The 16,411-nt window shown below is 68.9% G+C and carries 6 protein-coding genes; 5 read left to right on the plus strand and 1 reads right to left on the minus strand.

What is annotated here, in order from left to right; genetic code table 11:
• Positions 1-144: 144 nt before the first annotated feature.
• The 3 genes from JX552_RS14085 to JX552_RS14095 all read left to right on the plus strand — a co-directional run bounded on the left by JX552_RS14085 (position 145) and on the right by JX552_RS14095 (position 5,099).
• Positions 145-798, plus strand: a complete 654-nt coding sequence (locus tag JX552_RS14085; protein WP_205877960.1) for a PE family protein — start codon at positions 145-147, stop codon at positions 796-798.
• A gap of 80 nt (positions 799-878) precedes the next feature.
• A complete protein-coding gene (locus tag JX552_RS14090; protein WP_205877961.1) occupies positions 879-2,003 on the plus strand; it encodes a hypothetical protein in 1,125 nt (374 codons plus the stop codon).
• A 174-nt stretch (positions 2,004-2,177) separates the two neighbouring features.
• Positions 2,178-5,099, plus strand: coding sequence for an ATP-binding protein (locus JX552_RS14095; protein WP_205877962.1), 2,922 nt, complete (start codon positions 2,178-2,180; stop codon positions 5,097-5,099).
• Between the two features lie 87 nt (positions 5,100-5,186).
• On the opposite strand, the gene JX552_RS14100 is transcribed toward JX552_RS14095, so the two are convergent.
• Positions 5,187-13,766, minus strand: a complete 8,580-nt coding sequence (locus tag JX552_RS14100) for a PE family protein (RefSeq protein WP_205878788.1) — start codon at positions 13,764-13,766, stop codon at positions 5,187-5,189.
• 364 nt (positions 13,767-14,130) lie between these two features.
• Between JX552_RS14100 and argC the strand changes: the two genes are divergently transcribed.
• Positions 14,131-15,174 carry an N-acetyl-gamma-glutamyl-phosphate reductase gene (gene argC / locus JX552_RS14105; protein ID WP_431195950.1) on the plus strand — a complete coding sequence of 348 codons (1,044 nt, stop codon included), beginning with the start codon at positions 14,131-14,133 and terminating at the stop codon, positions 15,172-15,174.
• Positions 15,171-16,409 (plus strand): bifunctional glutamate N-acetyltransferase/amino-acid acetyltransferase ArgJ, encoded by a 1,239-nt coding sequence (gene argJ / locus JX552_RS14110; protein ID WP_205877963.1) that lies wholly within the window; start codon positions 15,171-15,173, stop codon positions 16,407-16,409. The genes argC and argJ overlap by 4 nt, the downstream gene beginning before the upstream one ends.
• The last annotated feature ends 2 nt before the right edge of the window (positions 16,410-16,411 follow it).

Raw genomic sequence — 16,411 nt, forward strand, 5'->3', positions numbered from 1 at the left:
TAAGTGCTTGCGGAGCACGACGCACTGTCCAGCCGAGCGCGACGTGATGCGTCACTCAGTAATACCTACTGATCTGACGTTTTAAATTCAACAAGATCGGGTACCCGCGCGCCTACGACAGGTGTACAACAAGGGGGGCCGACCGTGTCGTTCGTGATCGCCGAGCCGGATTTCGTCGCCACGGCAGCTGGTCAATTGGCTGGAATTCGATCCTCTATCGCTGCCGCCGCGCAGGCTGCCGCTACTCCGACGACCGGCATCGCCGAGGCCGCGGCTGATGAAATCTCGGCAGCAATCTCGCGTCTGTTCGGCGCCTTCGGGCAGGAATTTCAAGCGGTGAACTCCCAGGCGGCGGCGTTTCACGCCGAATTCGTGCGCCTACTGAAGAGCAGCGCGGCCGCTTACTTCGCCGCTGACCTCGCCAACGCCGAGCAGGTCCTGTTCGATGGTGTCAGCGGTGCCGCACCGGCGGCTCCCGACCCGCTCGGTGGTTTGCTGGATGGGATTGTCGGCGGTACCGGCACGACAGGTGGCGGATTGGGCGCGCTCGGTGGCATTCTGGGCCCGCGGGGCACAACCACCGGCGGTTTGGGCACTCTGCTGGGCGGCAGTGGCGGTATCCTCGGCCCGCTTCTCTTCGGCGGAACGGGCGGTCTGCTCGGCCCGCTGGTGGGCGGCAATGGCCTGCTGACGGGCCTGGTGGGAGGGGGGCGCTGGCGCCGGTCTTCGACAGCGCGGGTGAGCAGCTCGGCCTGCTGGCTTCAGGGTTCCTCAACGGCACCGGCGCTCCGGCGCTGACCAACGCGCTGCAATCGCTCACCGGCCCCATCGGAACAATTCCCGTCATCGGCGACCTCGGCCGCACTTTGCTGCCCGGGTTGTTCCCCGCCGCCGTCACCGCGCCGGTGTATCCGGCCGGCAGCGCCTGGCAGCAACTCTTCACCAACACCTCCAACAACCTGTCGGCGCTCAACACCGCCTTCGGCCAAGACCCCTTCCCCGTGCTGCGGCAGGTGCTTGCCAATCAGCAGGGCTACGCGGTCCAGATCGGTCAGGAGATTTCTTTCCTGGCGCAGAACCCAGCGCTCTGGGCAGAAGTGACCCTCAATAATCTCGCCGCGGCGAACCCGGTGCTGGCTCTGCAGACGGCGCTGGCCGATCAGGTGACCTACGGGAACACGGTCGTCAGTTCACTGAGCAGGTTCGGCACCGATGTGCAGGCCGGTTTGGGCCAATTCCAGACCAGCATGCAGGCGGTCAGCCAGGACATCGAGGCCGGCGACTACAACGGCGCCGTACAGGACGGCACGGCCGCATTCCTCAACCTCTTCATCACCGGGTTCGACACCAGCAATTTGAACAACATCAAGGTGCTCGGCCCCGCGGCCGACCTGTTCCCCCTGTTCGCCATCCCGGGTCAGGAAGCTCAGACGTTTGCGAATTTGATTCCGCCCGGCAGCGTGCCGAACAAGATCATGCAGAACGTCGCCAACATGCTCAGCGCGTTCGCCGACACCAGCATCTCGACCACCATCGACTTCACGCTCATCCCCCCGGCGCTGACGCTCGACGCCAACTTCGGGTTGCCGCTGTCGGTCCTCTTCTCGGTGCTGGGAGCACCGGTCGCCGGGCTGGACGGCTTCGCAACCGCGGGCACCGTTATCGGAAACGGAATCGCGACGGGCAACATCGGCATGATTGCCGGCGGCCTTTTCGATTTCCCGGCCTACGTTCTCGACGGCGCGCTCAACGGGACCACCCTGGTCGACCTGACGATGAACGCGCAACTGCTGCCAGGTATCTCGCTGCCGATCGTGCTGCACCTGCCGTTCAACGGAGTTCTCGTTCCGCCGCAGCAGGTGTCCGCCACGGTCCCGCTGGACATTCTGGGCATCCCGATCCCGATCAACCTGACCTTGGGCGGTACGCCGTTCGCCGGTCTGGCCAACACGTTGCTGGTCTACACGCCGCGCCACCTGGCCGACGCCATCACGCCTGCCTAGCCCCACCGACGCTTCTGCCCTGCGGCGTGCCGTCGGAAGGCGGCAACTGCCCGCAGAGCTGACACGGTTCGTCTGCAGGCCGCGTGCCCGGATTCTGTGCCGAGTGGGCGCGGCAGCGACGTATGCTCTGGTCTCACCAGACACGCTGTGTTTGCTGCCGGAAGAGAGGGCCGAATGACGGTCGAGTTCCGCCTGCTCGGCGACGTCGAGGTGTGGGTGGACGGGCGGCGGCTGGAGATCGGCCATGCCCGACGGCTATGTGTGTTGGTGGCGTTGCTGGTGGATGCCAATCATGCGGTTTCCCCGGAGCAGTTGGTGGATCGTGTGTGGTCGGATCGGCCGCCGCGCCGGGCCCGGAACTCGCTGGCGGGATACGTATCTCGCCTGCGGAGTCTGCTCACCGACACCGACGGTGTGACGATCTCGCGGGGGCCGTCAGGCTATGTGCTCAGTGTGGACGCGTCGTCAGTGGATCTGTACCGGTTCCGGGATCTGGCGGCGCGGGCGCGCGCGAGTTCCGATCCGGTCGAGGCTGCGGCGTTGTTCGATCAGGCGTTGCAGGTCTGGTCCGGCGAGCCTTTCACGTTCCTGGACACGCCGTGGGTGAACGAGGTTCGTAGTGCGGTGCGTGCGGAGCGGTTCGCGGTGGAGCTGGATCGCAATGACGTGGCGTTGGGGGCGGGACGTCATGGTGAGCTGTTGGTGGAGCTGCGTGCGTCGCAGGCTGCTCATCCGCTCGATGAGCGGCTGGCCGCACAGTTGATGCTGGCGCAGTACCGGTGTGGTCGCCAGGCCGATTCATTGGACACCTACCGACGCACCCGGCTTCGGCTCGTCGAGGAACTGGGCGTCGAACCCAGCCCGGCCCTGGCCCGCGTCCATCAGCAGATCCTCGCCGGTGACGCCCGCCATCGCGCCGAGCCTGCGGTCACCGTGGACGCAGTGCCGGTGCGTCCGGTGGTGTGTGAACGGTCGCATTCGGAATTGCTGCGTCGGGCGACGAGCTTTGTGGGCCACGAGCGGGAGTTGGCGCAGACGGTGGCGGCGGTGGGGGAGGGGCCGCTGGTGACGTTGGTAGGGGTGGGGGGCGTGGGCAAGACGCGGCTGGCGTGGGAGGTGGCGCGGCGAGAACAACAGCGGTTTGTCGACGGGGTGTGGCTGTGTGAGTTGGGCCCGTTGGACAACGGTGAGGCGGTGGGCCATGCGGTGGCGGCGGCACTGAGGTTGCGGCAGCAGCATGGGATGGGCGTCGAGGAGTCGGTGATCGAGTATCTGCGGTCGCGGACCGCGCTGGTAGTTCTGGACAATTGCGAACACGTGGTGGAGGCGGCGGCGGGATTGGCCCAGCGCATCGTGCGTCAGTGCCCAGGGGTGTCGGTGCTGGCCACCAGTCGTCAGCCGCTAGGGGTTGAGGGCGAGCAGATGGTGGCCATCGCGCCGTTGTCGGTGGAGGACGCGACGCGATTGTTTGTGGATCGGGCGCGGGCCGGTGTGCCGGGTTTCAGGGCGGAAGGGCAGCCGGCGGGGACGGTGGCTGAGATTTGCCGGCGGGTGGATTGTCTGCCGCTGGGGGTGGAGTTGGCCGCGGCGCGAATGCGGGTGATGAGCGCAGCCGATGTGGTGCGGCGGCTGGATCGGTTGGGGTTCTTGCGGGGTGTGCTGCGTGGTGCACTGCCACGTCAGCAGAGTTTGGTGGCCACCATCGATTGGTCGTATCGGTTGCTCACCGAGGCTGAACAGGTGTTTTTTGCGCAACTGTCGGTGTTTGCGGGGTCCTTTGATCTGGCGGCCGCCCACGCGATGTCTGGCAGCGGTGATGAGGACGAGACGCTCGATTTGCTGGCCGGTCTGGTCGACAAGTCGATGGTGGTGGTGCGCAACCTGACCGACCACACCCGCTACGCGGTCTTGGAAACCCTGCGCGCGTACGGGCGAGAACGCCTGCAGGACCTGGGAATCGAGAATCCGCTGGCGGTTCGGCACGCGGAATACTTCACCGATCTGGCCGAGCGCGCGGGGGCCGGCGTGGAGACCGCTGAGGAACGTGTCTGGATCGAACGGGTGCTGCCCGACTATGACAACTTGCGCACCGCATTCGAGCGGGCGATGGCTGAGCAGAACATCGACCTAGCGCTTCGACTGATCGCGGCGTGTGCGGAGATTTTCGGCATCCGCGTCGGATATGAGGTGTTCCGGTGGGCCGAGCGCGTCGCCTCGGTTGCCGCTCCCGAACATCCGCTGTATCCCGCGGTGGTCGGCACGGCCGCACGGGGAGCGTGGGCCCGCGGTGAGTATGGGGCCGCGCGAAGACTGGCGGACCTGGCAAGCGGGCGGGTGCCCGGCCCCGGTACGTCGCGGATCGCCTATCCCGGAGATGTGCTCGCCGATCTGGACCTGCATGAGGGACAGGTCGAACGGGTTCTGCGCTATTGGGACGAACAGGTGGCGGTGGCTCGGCGGGGCGGCAACCCGATCAGGCTGGGACAGACGCTCTCCACCGGTGCAGTACTGCACGGGGTGCTGGGAGGCGACTTCGATGCGTATCTGCCCGCCGCGCGCGAAGGCGTGGACATCGCCGAAACCACCGGAAACCCGACAGCCCGCTCAACCGCCTACTTCGGACTGGCCTTCCTGCTCAAGCGGGCCGAACCGGCACGAGCTCTGGCCTTGTTCGACGAAGCGGCGAGCCTGGCCGGGGACGTTCAGAACTTCTGGTGGTATGGCATTGCGTTGATGGAGGCCGCCGCGACGCGAGCCGTGCACGGTGATCCCACGGCGGCAGCGCATTTGTTCGACGACGTGCTGGACCACTGGGACCGTGTGGGCGATTGGACGGAACTATGGATCAGTTTGCGCTACGTGACGAGATTGCTACTTAGGCTCGGAGCCGAGGACGACGTGGCGTTCCTGCACTGGGCACAGGTCAACGCGGGTAAGGTTTCGCCTTTGCATGCCGATCAGCTGACCGCGTTGCAGGCAAGCCTTGGCCCGATTCGTTTCGCTGCTCACCGGGAGTCGGCTCCCGACGGCGCCGAGGTGGTGGCTCGGGCGCGATCGGCTTTGCAGCGCCACTCCCAACGCGCTGCCGCGGTGTAGCCACCGCCCAAAGACGCGGCACCGAAGGGCAGCTGCTGCCGCACGTCCGGTGCCGCGTCGTCGGGGGCTCGGATCTAGGGCCGGGATCTAGGTGCCGACCGAGACGCCGAAGCTGGCGTTCAATGCGGCCTGCAGGGCCAGTTGCAGGTTCAGCAGGACGTTGCGAATCGAGGCGCCGAGGGTCAGGCCGGCGTTGTTGAGGGACGTCAACAACGTGCCGCCGGTCTGGGTGAGACCTGCCAGGGCGTTCTCGAAGCCTGCGACGAGGGCTCCACCGGTTTGGCCGAACCCGGAGAGGCTGGCTCCGAAGCTGGCGCCGAGGGCGTTGTTGAAGACGGTCGCGGCCTGGTTGAGCGCGTTCAGCCAGATGCCCGCGATCGTGGCACCGGTCTCACCGCTCCCGGTCAGCGCCGCCACCAGATTGCTGGTGATCGCGGAGCCTGTCTGGGTCAGCCCGGACAGACTGGACGACAACCCGGCCGAGAGCGACTGACCCGCGTTCACCAAGCCGGTGATCCCGCTATTGAGCGCTGCGGAAAGTCCCGCCAGGTCGAGGTTGCCCGAGATCATGGCGTTGAGGGCGAGTGACAGGTCGGGCAGAGCGGCGTTGAGGCTCGCGGCCAGGTTGGCGCCGGCGTTGAGCAGGGCGTTGAGGCCGGCTTGCAGGGCCGGGGCGCCGGTCAGGGCGGCGTTGAGCGCGGCCTGGAAGGCGCCGCTGAGGGCGTTCAGCCTGGCCTCGAAGGCCGGCAGGCTCCCGCTCAGGGCGGCGTTGATCACCCCGGTGAACGCCGCCGACAAGGCGGGCAGGGTGGCTCCAAAGGACGCCGATAATTGCGCGGCCAGTGCCGGCAGGGCGCCGGTGAAGCTGGCTGCCAGGTTCTGCCCGGCGGTGACCAGCGCGTTGAAGCCGGCCTGGATGGCAGGAGCCCCAGCCAGAGCTGCGTTCACGGCAGCCTGGAAGGCCCCATTGAGCGCGGCCAGGCTGGCCTGGAATGCCGGCAGGCTGCCCGTGAGGACGGCGGACAGACCGGCCAGGTTCACGCTGCCCGAGAGCAATCCGGTCAACGCGACGGAGAGGTTGGGCAACGCGGCGTTGATGCTGGCGGCCAGGTTCGCCCCGGCGTTGAGCAGGGCATTCAGGCCGGCTTGCAGGGCCGGGGCGCCGGACAGAGCCGCACTCAACGCGGCGTTAAACGCCCCGGACAGGGCGCCCAGGGATGCCTGGAGAGCCGGCAGGCTGCCCGAGAATGCCGCGCTCAGTGTTGCCGAGAGGGCGGCGTTCAGCGCGGGTAGGGAGGCGCTGAAGCTGGCCGACAGGGCCGGCAGGGCACCGGCGAAGGTGGCGGCCAGGTTGGCCCCGGCGTTGAGCAGGGCGTTGAGGCCGGCTTGCAGGGCCGGGGCCCCGGACAGGGCGGCGTTAAGGGCGGCGTTGAACGCCCCGGACAGGGCGCCCAGGGAGGCCTGCAAAGCCGGCAGGCTGCCCGACAGTGCCGCCGATAATGTGGCGTTGACGGCGGCGTTGAGGGCAGGCAAAGTGCCCCCGAAGGTTGCCGCCAGTTGCGCAGCCAGGCCAGGGAAGGCGGCACTGAGGCCGGCGGCCAGGTTCTGTCCGGCGGTGATCAGGGCGTTGAGTCCGGCTTGCAGGGCCGGAGCGCCACTGAGGGCGGCGTTGAGCGCGGTTTGGAAGGCGGCGTTGAGGGCGCCCAGGGAGGCCTCGAAGGCTGGCAGGCTGCCTGACAGGGCTGCTGACAGGGTGGCCGAGAACGCGGCGTTGAGTGCCGGTAGGGCACCGCCGAAAGCGGCTGAGAGTTGGGCGGCTAGGGCCGGGAAGGCGCCGGTGAAGCTGGCGGCCAGGTTGGTCCCGGCGTTGAGCAGGGCGTTGAGGCCGGCTTGCAGGGCCGGGGCGCCGGCGAACGCGGCTTGCAGGGCGGCGTTGAACGCCCCCGACAGGGCGCCCAGGGAGGCTTGGAAGGCTGGCAGGCTGCCGGACAGGGCGGCGTTGATCGCCCCGGTGAACGCCGCCGACAGGGTCGGCAACGTCGCTCCGAACGCCCCCGAGAGCTGAGCGGCCAGCGCCGGCAGGGATCCAGCGAAAGTGGCGGCCAGGTTCTGGCTGGCGGCCAGCAGGGCGTTGAACCCCGCCGACAATGCCGGTGCCCCGGACAGGGCCGCGGACAGGGCGGCCTGCAATGCGCCGTTGAGCGCACCCAACGACGCCTGGAACCCCGGCAGGCTGCCCGACAACGCGGCATTCAGCGCGCCCTGGAAGGCGGTGTTGATCGCGCCCAGGGAGGCCGAGAAGGCCGGCAGTGCACCCGAGAACGCGGCGTTGAAGGCTGCGCTGAGCCCGTTGAGGCTGCCCGAGAGGGCTCCGGACAGGGCCGCGGAGAGCCCGGCCAGGTCGAGGTTGACGTTGAGCATGGCGCTCAGTGCTGTCGAGAGGTTGGGGAAGGCCGCGGCCAGGTTGGCGGCCAGGTTGGCCCCGGCGTTGAGCAGGGCGTTGAGGCCGGCTTGCAGGGCCGGGGCCCCGGACAGGGCGGCGTTAAGGGCGGCGTTGAACGCCCCGGACAGGGCGCCCAGGGAGGCCTGCAAAGCCGGCAGGCTGCCCGAGAACGCTGCCGACAGGGTCGCCGAGAGGGCGGCGTTGAGCGCGGGCAGCGCGGCTTGGAAGCTGGCCGACAACCCTGGTAGGGCACCAGCGAAGGTGGCGGCCAGGTTCTGTCCGGCGGTGATCAGGGCGTTGAGTCCGGCTTGCAGGGCCGGAGCGCCACTGAGGGCGGCGTTGAGCGCGGTTTGGAAGGCGGCGTTGAGGGCGCCCAGGGAGGCCTCGAAGGCTGGCAGGCTGCCTGACAGGGCTGCTGACAGGGTGGCCGAGAACGCGGCGTTGAGTGCCGGTAGGGCACCGCCGAAAGCGGCTGAGAGTTGGGCGGCTAGGGCCGGGAAGGCGCCGGTGAAGCTGGCGGCCAGGTTGGTCCCGGCGTTGAGCAGGGCGTTGAGGCCGGCTTGCAGGGCCGGGGCGCCGGCGAACGCGGCTTGCAGGGCGGCGTTGAACGCCCCCGACAGGGCGCCCAGGGAGGCTTGGAAGGCTGGCAGGCTGCCGGACAGGGCGGCGTTGATCGCCCCGGTGAACGCCGCCGACAGGGTCGGCAACGTCGCTCCGAACGCCCCCGAGAGCTGAGCGGCCAGCGCCGGCAGGGATCCAGCGAAAGTGGCGGCCAGGTTCTGGCTGGCGGCCAGCAGGGCGTTGAACCCCGCCGACAATGCCGGTGCCCCGGACAGGGCCGCGGACAGGGCGGCCTGCAATGCGCCGTTGAGCGCACCCAACGACGCCTGGAACCCCGGCAGGCTGCCCGACAACGCGGCATTCAGCGCGCCCTGGAAGGCGGTGTTGATCGCGCCCAGGGAGGCCGAGAAGGCCGGCAGTGCACCCGAGAACGCGGCGTTGAAGGCTGCGCTGAGCCCGTTGAGGCTGCCCGAGAGGGCTCCGGACAGGGCCGCGGAGAGCCCGGCCAGGTCGAGGTTGACGTTGAGCATGGCGCTCAGTGCTGTCGAGAGGTTGGGGAAGGCCGCGGCCAGGTTGGCGGCCAGGTTGGCCCCGGCGTTGAGCAGGGCGTTGAGGCCGGCTTGCAGGGCCGGGGCCCCGGACAGGGCGGCGTTAAGGGCGGCGTTGAACGCCCCGGACAGGGCGCCCAGGGAGGCCTGCAAAGCCGGCAGGCTGCCCGAGAACGCTGCCGACAGGGTCGCCGAGAGGGCGGCGTTGAGCGCGGGCAGCGCGGCTTGGAAGCTGGCCGACAACCCTGGTAGGGCACCAGCGAAGGTGGCGGCCAGGTTCTGTCCGGCGGTGATCAGGGCGTTGAGTCCGGCTTGCAGGGCCGGAGCGCCACTGAGGGCGGCGTTGAGCGCGGTTTGGAAGGCGGCGTTGAGGGCGCCCAGGGAGGCCTCGAAGGCTGGCAGGCTGCCTGACAGGGCTGCTGACAGGGTGGCCGAGAACGCGGCGTTGAGTGCCGGTAGGGCACCGCCGAAAGCGGCTGAGAGTTGGGCGGCTAGGGCCGGGAAGGCGCCGGTGAAGCTGGCGGCCAGGTTGGTCCCGGCGTTGAGCAGGGCGTTGAGGCCGGCTTGCAGGGCCGGGGCGCCGGCGAACGCGGCTTGCAGGGCGGCGTTGAACGCCCCCGACAGGGCGCCCAGGGAGGCTTGGAAGGCTGGCAGGCTGCCGGACAGGGCGGCGTTGATCGCCCCGGTGAACGCCGCCGACAGGGTCGACAACGTCGCTCCGAACGCCCCCGAGAGCTGAGCGGCCAGCGCCGGCAGGGATCCAGCGAAAGTGGCGGCCAGGTTCTGGCTGGCGGCCAGCAGGGCGTTGAACCCCGCCGACAATGCCGGTGCCCCGGACAGGGCCGCGGACAGGGCGGCCTGCAATGCGCCGTTGAGCGCACCCAACGACGCCTGGAACCCCGGCAGGCTGCCCGACAACGCGGCATTCAGCGCGCCCTGGAAGGCGGTGTTGATCGCGCCCAGGGAGGCCGAGAAGGCCGGCAGTGCACCCGAGAACGCGGCGTTGAAGGCTGCGCTGAGCCCGTTGAGGCTGCCCGAGAGGGCTCCGGACAGGGCCGCGGAGAGCCCGGCCAGGTCGAGGTTGACGTTGAGCATGGCGCTCAGTGCTGTCGAGAGGTTGGGGAAGGCCGCGGCCAGGTTGGCGGCCAGGTTGGCCCCGGCGTTGAGCAGGGCGTTGAGGCCGGCTTGCAGGGCCGGGGCCCCGGACAGGGCGGCGTTAAGGGCGGCGTTGAACGCCCCGGACAGGGCGCCCAGGGAGGCCTGCAAAGCCGGCAGGCTGCCCGAGAACGCTGCCGACAGGGTCGCCGAGAGGGCGGCGTTGAGCGCGGGCAGCGCGGCTTGGAAGCTGGCCGACAACCCTGGTAGGGCACCAGCGAAGGTGGCGGCCAGGTTCTGTCCGGCGGTGATCAGGGCGTTGAGTCCGGCTTGCAGGGCCGGAGCGCCACTGAGGGCGGCGTTGAGCGCGGTTTGGAAGGCGGCGTTGAGGGCGCCCAGGGAGGCCTCGAAGGCTGGCAGGCTGCCTGACAGGGCTGCTGACAGGGTGGCCGAGAACGCGGCGTTGAGTGCCGGTAGGGCACCGCCGAAAGCGGCTGAGAGTTGGGCGGCTAGGGCCGGGAAGGCGCCGGTGAAGCTGGCGGCCAGGTTGGTCCCGGCGTTGAGCAGGGCGTTGAGGCCGGCTTGCAGGGCCGGGGCGCCGGCGAACGCGGCTTGCAGGGCGGCGTTGAACGCCCCCGACAGGGCGCCCAGGGAGGCTTGGAAGGCTGGCAGGCTGCCGGACAGGGCGGCGTTGATCGCCCCGGTGAACGCCGCCGACAGGGTCGGCAACGTCGCTCCGAACGCCCCCGAGAGCTGAGCGGCCAGCGCCGGCAGGGATCCAGCGAAAGTGGCGGCCAGGTTCTGGCTGGCGGCCAGCAGGGCGTTGAACCCCGCCGACAATGCCGGTGCCCCGGACAGGGCCGCGGACAGGGCGGCCTGCAATGCGCCGTTGAGCGCACCCAACGACGCCTGGAACCCCGGCAGGCTGCCCGACAACGCGGCATTCAGCGCGCCCTGGAAGGCGGTGTTGATCGCGCCCAGGGAGGCCGAGAAGGCCGGCAGTGCACCCGAGAACGCGGCGTTGAAGGCTGCGCTGAGCCCGTTGAGGCTGCCCGAGAGGGCTCCGGACAGGGCCGCGGAGAGCCCGGCCAGGTCGAGGTTGACGTTGAGCATGGCGCTCAGTGCTGTCGAGAGGTTGGGGAAGGCCGCGGCCAGGTTGGCGGCCAGGTTGGCCCCGGCGTTGAGCAGGGCGTTGAGGCCGGCTTGCAGGGCCGGGGCCCCGGACAGGGCGGCGTTAAGGGCGGCGTTGAACGCCCCGGACAGGGCGCCCAGGGAGGCCTGCAAAGCCGGCAGGCTGCCCGAGAACGCTGCCGACAGGGTCGCCGAGAGGGCGGCGTTGAGCGCGGGCAGCGCGGCTTGGAAGCTGGCCGACAACCCTGGTAGGGCACCAGCGAAGGTGGCGGCCAGGTTCTGTCCGGCGGTGATCAGGGCGTTGAGTCCGGCTTGCAGGGCCGGAGCGCCACTGAGGGCGGCGTTGAGCGCGGTTTGGAAGGCGGCGTTGAGGGCGCCCAGGGAGGCCTCGAAGGCTGGCAGGCTGCCTGACAGGGCTGCTGACAGGGTGGCCGAGAACGCGGCGTTGAGTGCCGGTAGGGCACCGCCGAAAGCGGCTGAGAGTTGGGCGGCTAGGGCCGGGAAGGCGCCGGTGAAGCTGGCGGCCAGGTTGGTCCCGGCGTTGAGCAGGGCGTTGAGGCCGGCTTGCAGGGCCGGGGCGCCGGCGAACGCGGCTTGCAGGGCGGCGTTGAACGCCCCCGACAGGGCGCCCAGGGAGGCTTGGAAGGCTGGCAGGCTGCCGGACAGGGCGGCGTTGATCGCCCCGGTGAACGCCGCCGACAGGGTCGGCAACGTCGCTCCGAACGCCCCCGAGAGCTGAGCGGCCAGCGCCGGCAGGGATCCAGCGAAAGTGGCGGCCAGGTTCTGGCTGGCGGCCAGCAGGGCGTTGAACCCCGCCGACAATGCCGGTGCCCCGGACAGGGCCGCGGACAGGGCGGCCTGCAATGCGCCGTTGAGCGCACCCAACGACGCCTGGAACCCCGGCAGGCTGCCCGACAACGCGGCATTCAGCGCGCCCTGGAAGGCTGCGCTCAGGGCCGGGAACGTGGCGGAGAATCCGCCGGACAGCGCTCCACTCAGCGCGGCAGCCAGCGTGCTGTTGAGCGCAGCGTTCAGGGTCGCCAGTCCGGTGCCTAAGCTGCCGGTGAGCTGTGCGGCCAGGGCCGGCAGGGCCATGCTGAAATTGCCGGCCACGTTGGCCCCGGTCTGGATGATGCCGCTGAGTGCGGCGGAGAACGCGGGGAGCCCGCCACCGAAGGCGGCGTTCAATGCGGCGGTCAGCCCGTTGAGCCCGCCGCTGAACGCCCCGTTGAGGGCGGCCGAAAGTCCGGCCAGGCTGGCGCTCAGGCTGCCCGATAGTGCCCCGGAAAGGGATGCCGACAGCGCGGGGAAGGCTGCACTGAAGTTCGCGGCCAGGTTCTGGCCCGCGCTGAGCAGTGCATTCAGGGCGCCCTGGAAGGCCGGAGCACCACTGAGCGCGGCGTTGAACGCTGCGTTGAGTGCGGTGTTCAGACTTGCCAGGCCGGTGCCGAAGCCGCCCGCGAGTTGTGCGGCGAGGGCCGGGAAGTTGCCGGCCAGGCTGGCGCCGGTCTGGACCAGCCCCTCGAGTGCGGCGGACAGGGCCGGCAGGCTCAAGGTGCCATTGAGGGCAGCGCTCAACCCGGCGAGGCTGGCCTCGAAGCTGCCCGACAGGGCACCGTTGAGCGCTGCGGACAGGGCGGGCAGGGTCGCGCTGAAGCTGGCGGCCAGGTTCTGACCTGCGTTGATCAGTCCGCTCAGGCCGGCCTGCAGCGTGGGCAGACCGCCGCTCAGAGCGGCGTTGAGGGCTGCGTTGAGGCTGCCCAGGCCGGTGCCGAAGGCGCCGGACAAAGCGCCGTTGAGCTGTCCGGCCAATGCGGGCAGTGCGGCACCCAAACTCGCGGCGAAATTCTGGCTGGCGTTGATGAGGGCCTGAACGGCGGGGAGACCTCCGCTCAGGGCAGCGTTCAGGGCGCCGTTGAATTGCGCGGCGAGGGTCGGAAGGGTGGCGCTGAAGTTGGCGGCCAGGTTCTGGCCGGCGCTGATCAATCCACTCAGGCCAGCCTGGAACGCGGGCAGACCGCCGCTGATAGCGCCGTTGATCGCGCCGCTGAGCTGCGCGCCGAGAGCGGGCAGGGTGGCGCTGAAGTCGGAGGCCAGCCCGGAGAGGTTGCCGAAGAAGTTGCCGACCAGCATGCCGCCCGTCTGGGCGAGTTCGGCCAGTCCGGAGAAGTTCGCGTTGAGGCTGCCGGTCAAAGCGGCGGAGAGGTCGGCGCCGATTCCTGTGGTCAGGAACGCCTCGAGGGCCGCGTTCGCAGGGCCGAACAGGGCGGTGCCGCTGCCCGACAGTCCGGCACCGAGGCTCTGCAGCGCGACGCCGGTGTTGGCGATCACTTGTCCGGTCTGGGCCAGTCCGGCGCCCAGGCCCGAGGAGAGCGCCCCGCCGGTCTGCAGAGCCAGTCCGGCCCCGAGGCTGGGCAGCGAGGTCAATGCCCGCACCGCGGCTCCCGCGTCCAGGCTGCCCATCAGCGAGCCGGACCCGCCGATCGAACCGCCCAGCCCGGGAATGCCGAAGGTGGTGCCCAGCGCACCATTGACCTGTGCGGCAAGGTTGGCGAAGTTGTTCTGCAGGCCGCTGAGGAACCCGCCGAAGTCCAGCAGCAGTGAACCATTGACCGCCTCGGCAGCGGCGTATGCCGTCGCACTGCGTGTCATCAGGCCGACGAACTCTTGGTGATAGGCCGCGGCTTGGGCGCTGACAGCTTGGTAGTCCGCACCTAACGTGCCGAACATCCGGGCGATCGCCGCAGACACCTCGTCCGCGGCTGCGGGAACGAGCTCAGTGGTTGCCCCCGCCGCAGCGGAACTCACGTCAACCAACGACGAACGGATACCGGCTAGCTGTTCAGCCGCCGCTTCGACGAATTCAGGCACAGCAATGACAAAGGACATGTCCATCTCCCCAGATGACCCCAATGGAACAAGTCGCGACCCAACGACGCCCGATCGTCTAGGGGCAACACGTGGGCAATAGATCCCCGTACGGAGACAGGGTTAAACCCGTTATTCCTAAGAATTTTCGGGTGAAATCTTATAGTTTGCGATTGACCTTCCGGTCCTACTTTTTGCCCGAAATCAGCTGTGCGAGAGAGCAACTGCTCCCTCGTGTATATCAGCGGTTTGACAGATTGGGAAGGCCGCTTCGGCGTGTCGCATTGACATGGGCCGGCGGGGTCTCTTCCCCTCCCGCGGTGCGGGTACCGCTCACTTGGGGAATGAGTTTGCAATGCTCTGCATAACCATGCACAATCGGCCGATGGTCGACGCGATACGGGTGGCAGTTGCCGGTGCCAGTGGTTATGCGGGGGGCGAGATTCTCCGCCTGCTCCTCGGGCACCCGGCCTACGCCGACGGTCGCCTGGCAATAGGTGCAGTGACGGCGGCTAGCAGTGCCGGGAGCTCGCTGGGGGAGCACCATCCGCACTTGGTTCCCCTGGCGGGGCGCGTCGTCGAACCTACCGAGCTTGCGGTGTTGAGCGGCCATGAGGTGGTTTTTCTCGCCCTGCCGCATGGGCATTCGGCGGCGCTGGCCGACCAACTCGGACCGGAGACGCTGGTCATCGACTGCGGCGCAGACTTCCGGCTCAATGATGCGGCGGCCTGGAAACGCTTCTACGGCTCCCCGCATGCCGGAAACTGGCCCTACGGGTTGCCCGAGTTGCCCGGCGGACGGGACAAGTTGAGAAGTGCGCGCCGCATCGCCGTACCCGGCTGCTATCCGACGGCGGCGCTGCTCGCCCTGCTGCCGGCAGTGGCGGAGGGCCTCATCGAACCGGCGGTCACCGTCGTCGCGGTCAGCGGCACCTCCGGCGCTGGACGCGCGGCGAAGACGGATCTGCTCGGGTCGGAGGTCATCGGATCGGCGCGGGCCTACAACATCGGCGGCGCCCACCGTCACACTCCCGAAATCGTGCAAGGTCTGAGGTCGGTCACCGATCGTGAGGTGACCGTGTCCTTCACCCCGGTGCTGATCCCGACCTCTCGCGGCATCCTCGCCACCTGCACCGCACCCACCCGCGCACCGATTTCGCAGTTCCGCGCCGCTTACAAAAAAGCCTACGACGTCGAGCCTTTCATTCATCTGATGCCAGCAGGGCAGCTGCCCCGCACCGGCTCGGTGATCGGCAGCAATGCTGCGCACATTGCGGTTGCCGTGGACGAGGACGCTGCGACGTTCGTAGCGATCGCCGCAATCGACAACCTGGTCAAAGGAACGGGAGGCGCTGCGGTGCAGTCGATGAATCTGGCGCTGGGTTGGCCTGAAACCGAAGGACTTTCGGTGGTCGGAGTGGCCCCGTGACCGATCCTGTCACCAACCCCGCGTCCGACATTGCTGACCTGACGAGGTTGCTTCGCGCTCAAGGTGTCACCGCCCCGGCCGGTTTCCGGGCCGCCGGTATCGCGGCCGGTATCAAGGTTTCCGGCGCTCTTGATCTGGCGATGGTTTTCAACGAGGGACCCGACTACACGGCGGCCGGGGTCTTCACCCGCAACAAGGTCAAGGCCGCGCCGGTGCTCTGGACCCAGCAGGTGCTATCCACCGGACGGCTGCGCGCGGTGATCCTCAATTCTGGTGGGGCGAACGCCTGCACCGGGCCGGGCGGGTTCCAGGACACTCACGCGACCGCTGAAGCCGTCGCTGCCGCCTTGTCGGACTGGGGCACCGAGACGGGCGCTATCGAGGTAGCCGTCTGCTCCACCGGGCTGATCGGGGATCGGCTGCCCATGGACAAGGTGCTCGCGGGTGCCAGCGACATCGTGCATGAGATGCACGGTGGGCTCACTGGCGGGGATGACGCCGCTCACGCCATCATGACCACTGACACCGTGCCCAAACAGGTTGCGCTGCATCATCAGAACAAGTGGACGGTCGGTGGAATGGCAAAGGGGGCCGGCATGTTGGCGCCGTCACTTGCCACCATGTTGTGCGTGATCACCACTGACGCTGTGGCCGACGCGACGGCTTTGGAGCGGGCGCTGCGGCGGGCCACGGCACGCACATTCGACCGACTCGACATCGACGGCAGTTGCTCGACCAACGACACCGTCTTGCTGCTGGCGTCGGGCGCCAGCGAAATCATGCCCTCGCAAGCCGATCTCGACGATGCGGTGCTCCGGGTGTGTGATGATCTATGTGCTCAGTTGCAGGCCGACGCCGAAGGTGTCACCAAGCGCGTCACCGTGACGGTGACCGGGGCGGCCACCGAAGACGACGCGTTGGCCGCCGCGCGGTTCATTGCCCGCGACAGCCTGGTCAAGACCGCGGTGTTCGGCTCCGACCCCAACTGGGGCCGGGTGGTGGCGGCGGTCGGGATGGCCCCGGTCGCTTTGGATCCCGACCGAATCACCGTGTCATTCAATGGGTCCGTGGTGTACCGGGAAGGTACCGGCACTCCCGGCGCGCGCGATGTGGATCTGTCGGGCGCCGACATCCACATCGTAGTCGACCTCGCGATCGGTGACGGCTACGCCGACATTCGCACCACCGACCTCTCGCACGCATACGTCGAAGAGAACTCGGCCTACAGCTCATGATC

The sequence above is a fragment of the Mycobacterium gordonae genome (genome assembly GCF_017086405.1).
In the GTDB taxonomy this organism is placed as follows: Bacteria; Actinomycetota; Actinomycetes; order Mycobacteriales; family Mycobacteriaceae; genus Mycobacterium; species Mycobacterium gordonae_D.

Excerpts from the sequence above, each read along its gene's own strand:
- JX552_RS14095 (WP_205877962.1), top strand. The coding sequence starts at position 2,178 with ATGACGGTCGAGTTCCGCCTGCTCGGCGACGTCGAGGTGTGGGTGGAC.
- JX552_RS14100 (WP_205878788.1), bottom strand. The coding sequence starts at position 13,766 with ATGTCCTTTGTCATTGCTGTGCCTGAATTCGTCGAAGCGGCGGCTGAA.
- argC (WP_431195950.1), top strand. The coding sequence starts at position 14,131 with ATGGTCGACGCGATACGGGTGGCAGTTGCCGGTGCCAGTGGTTATGCG.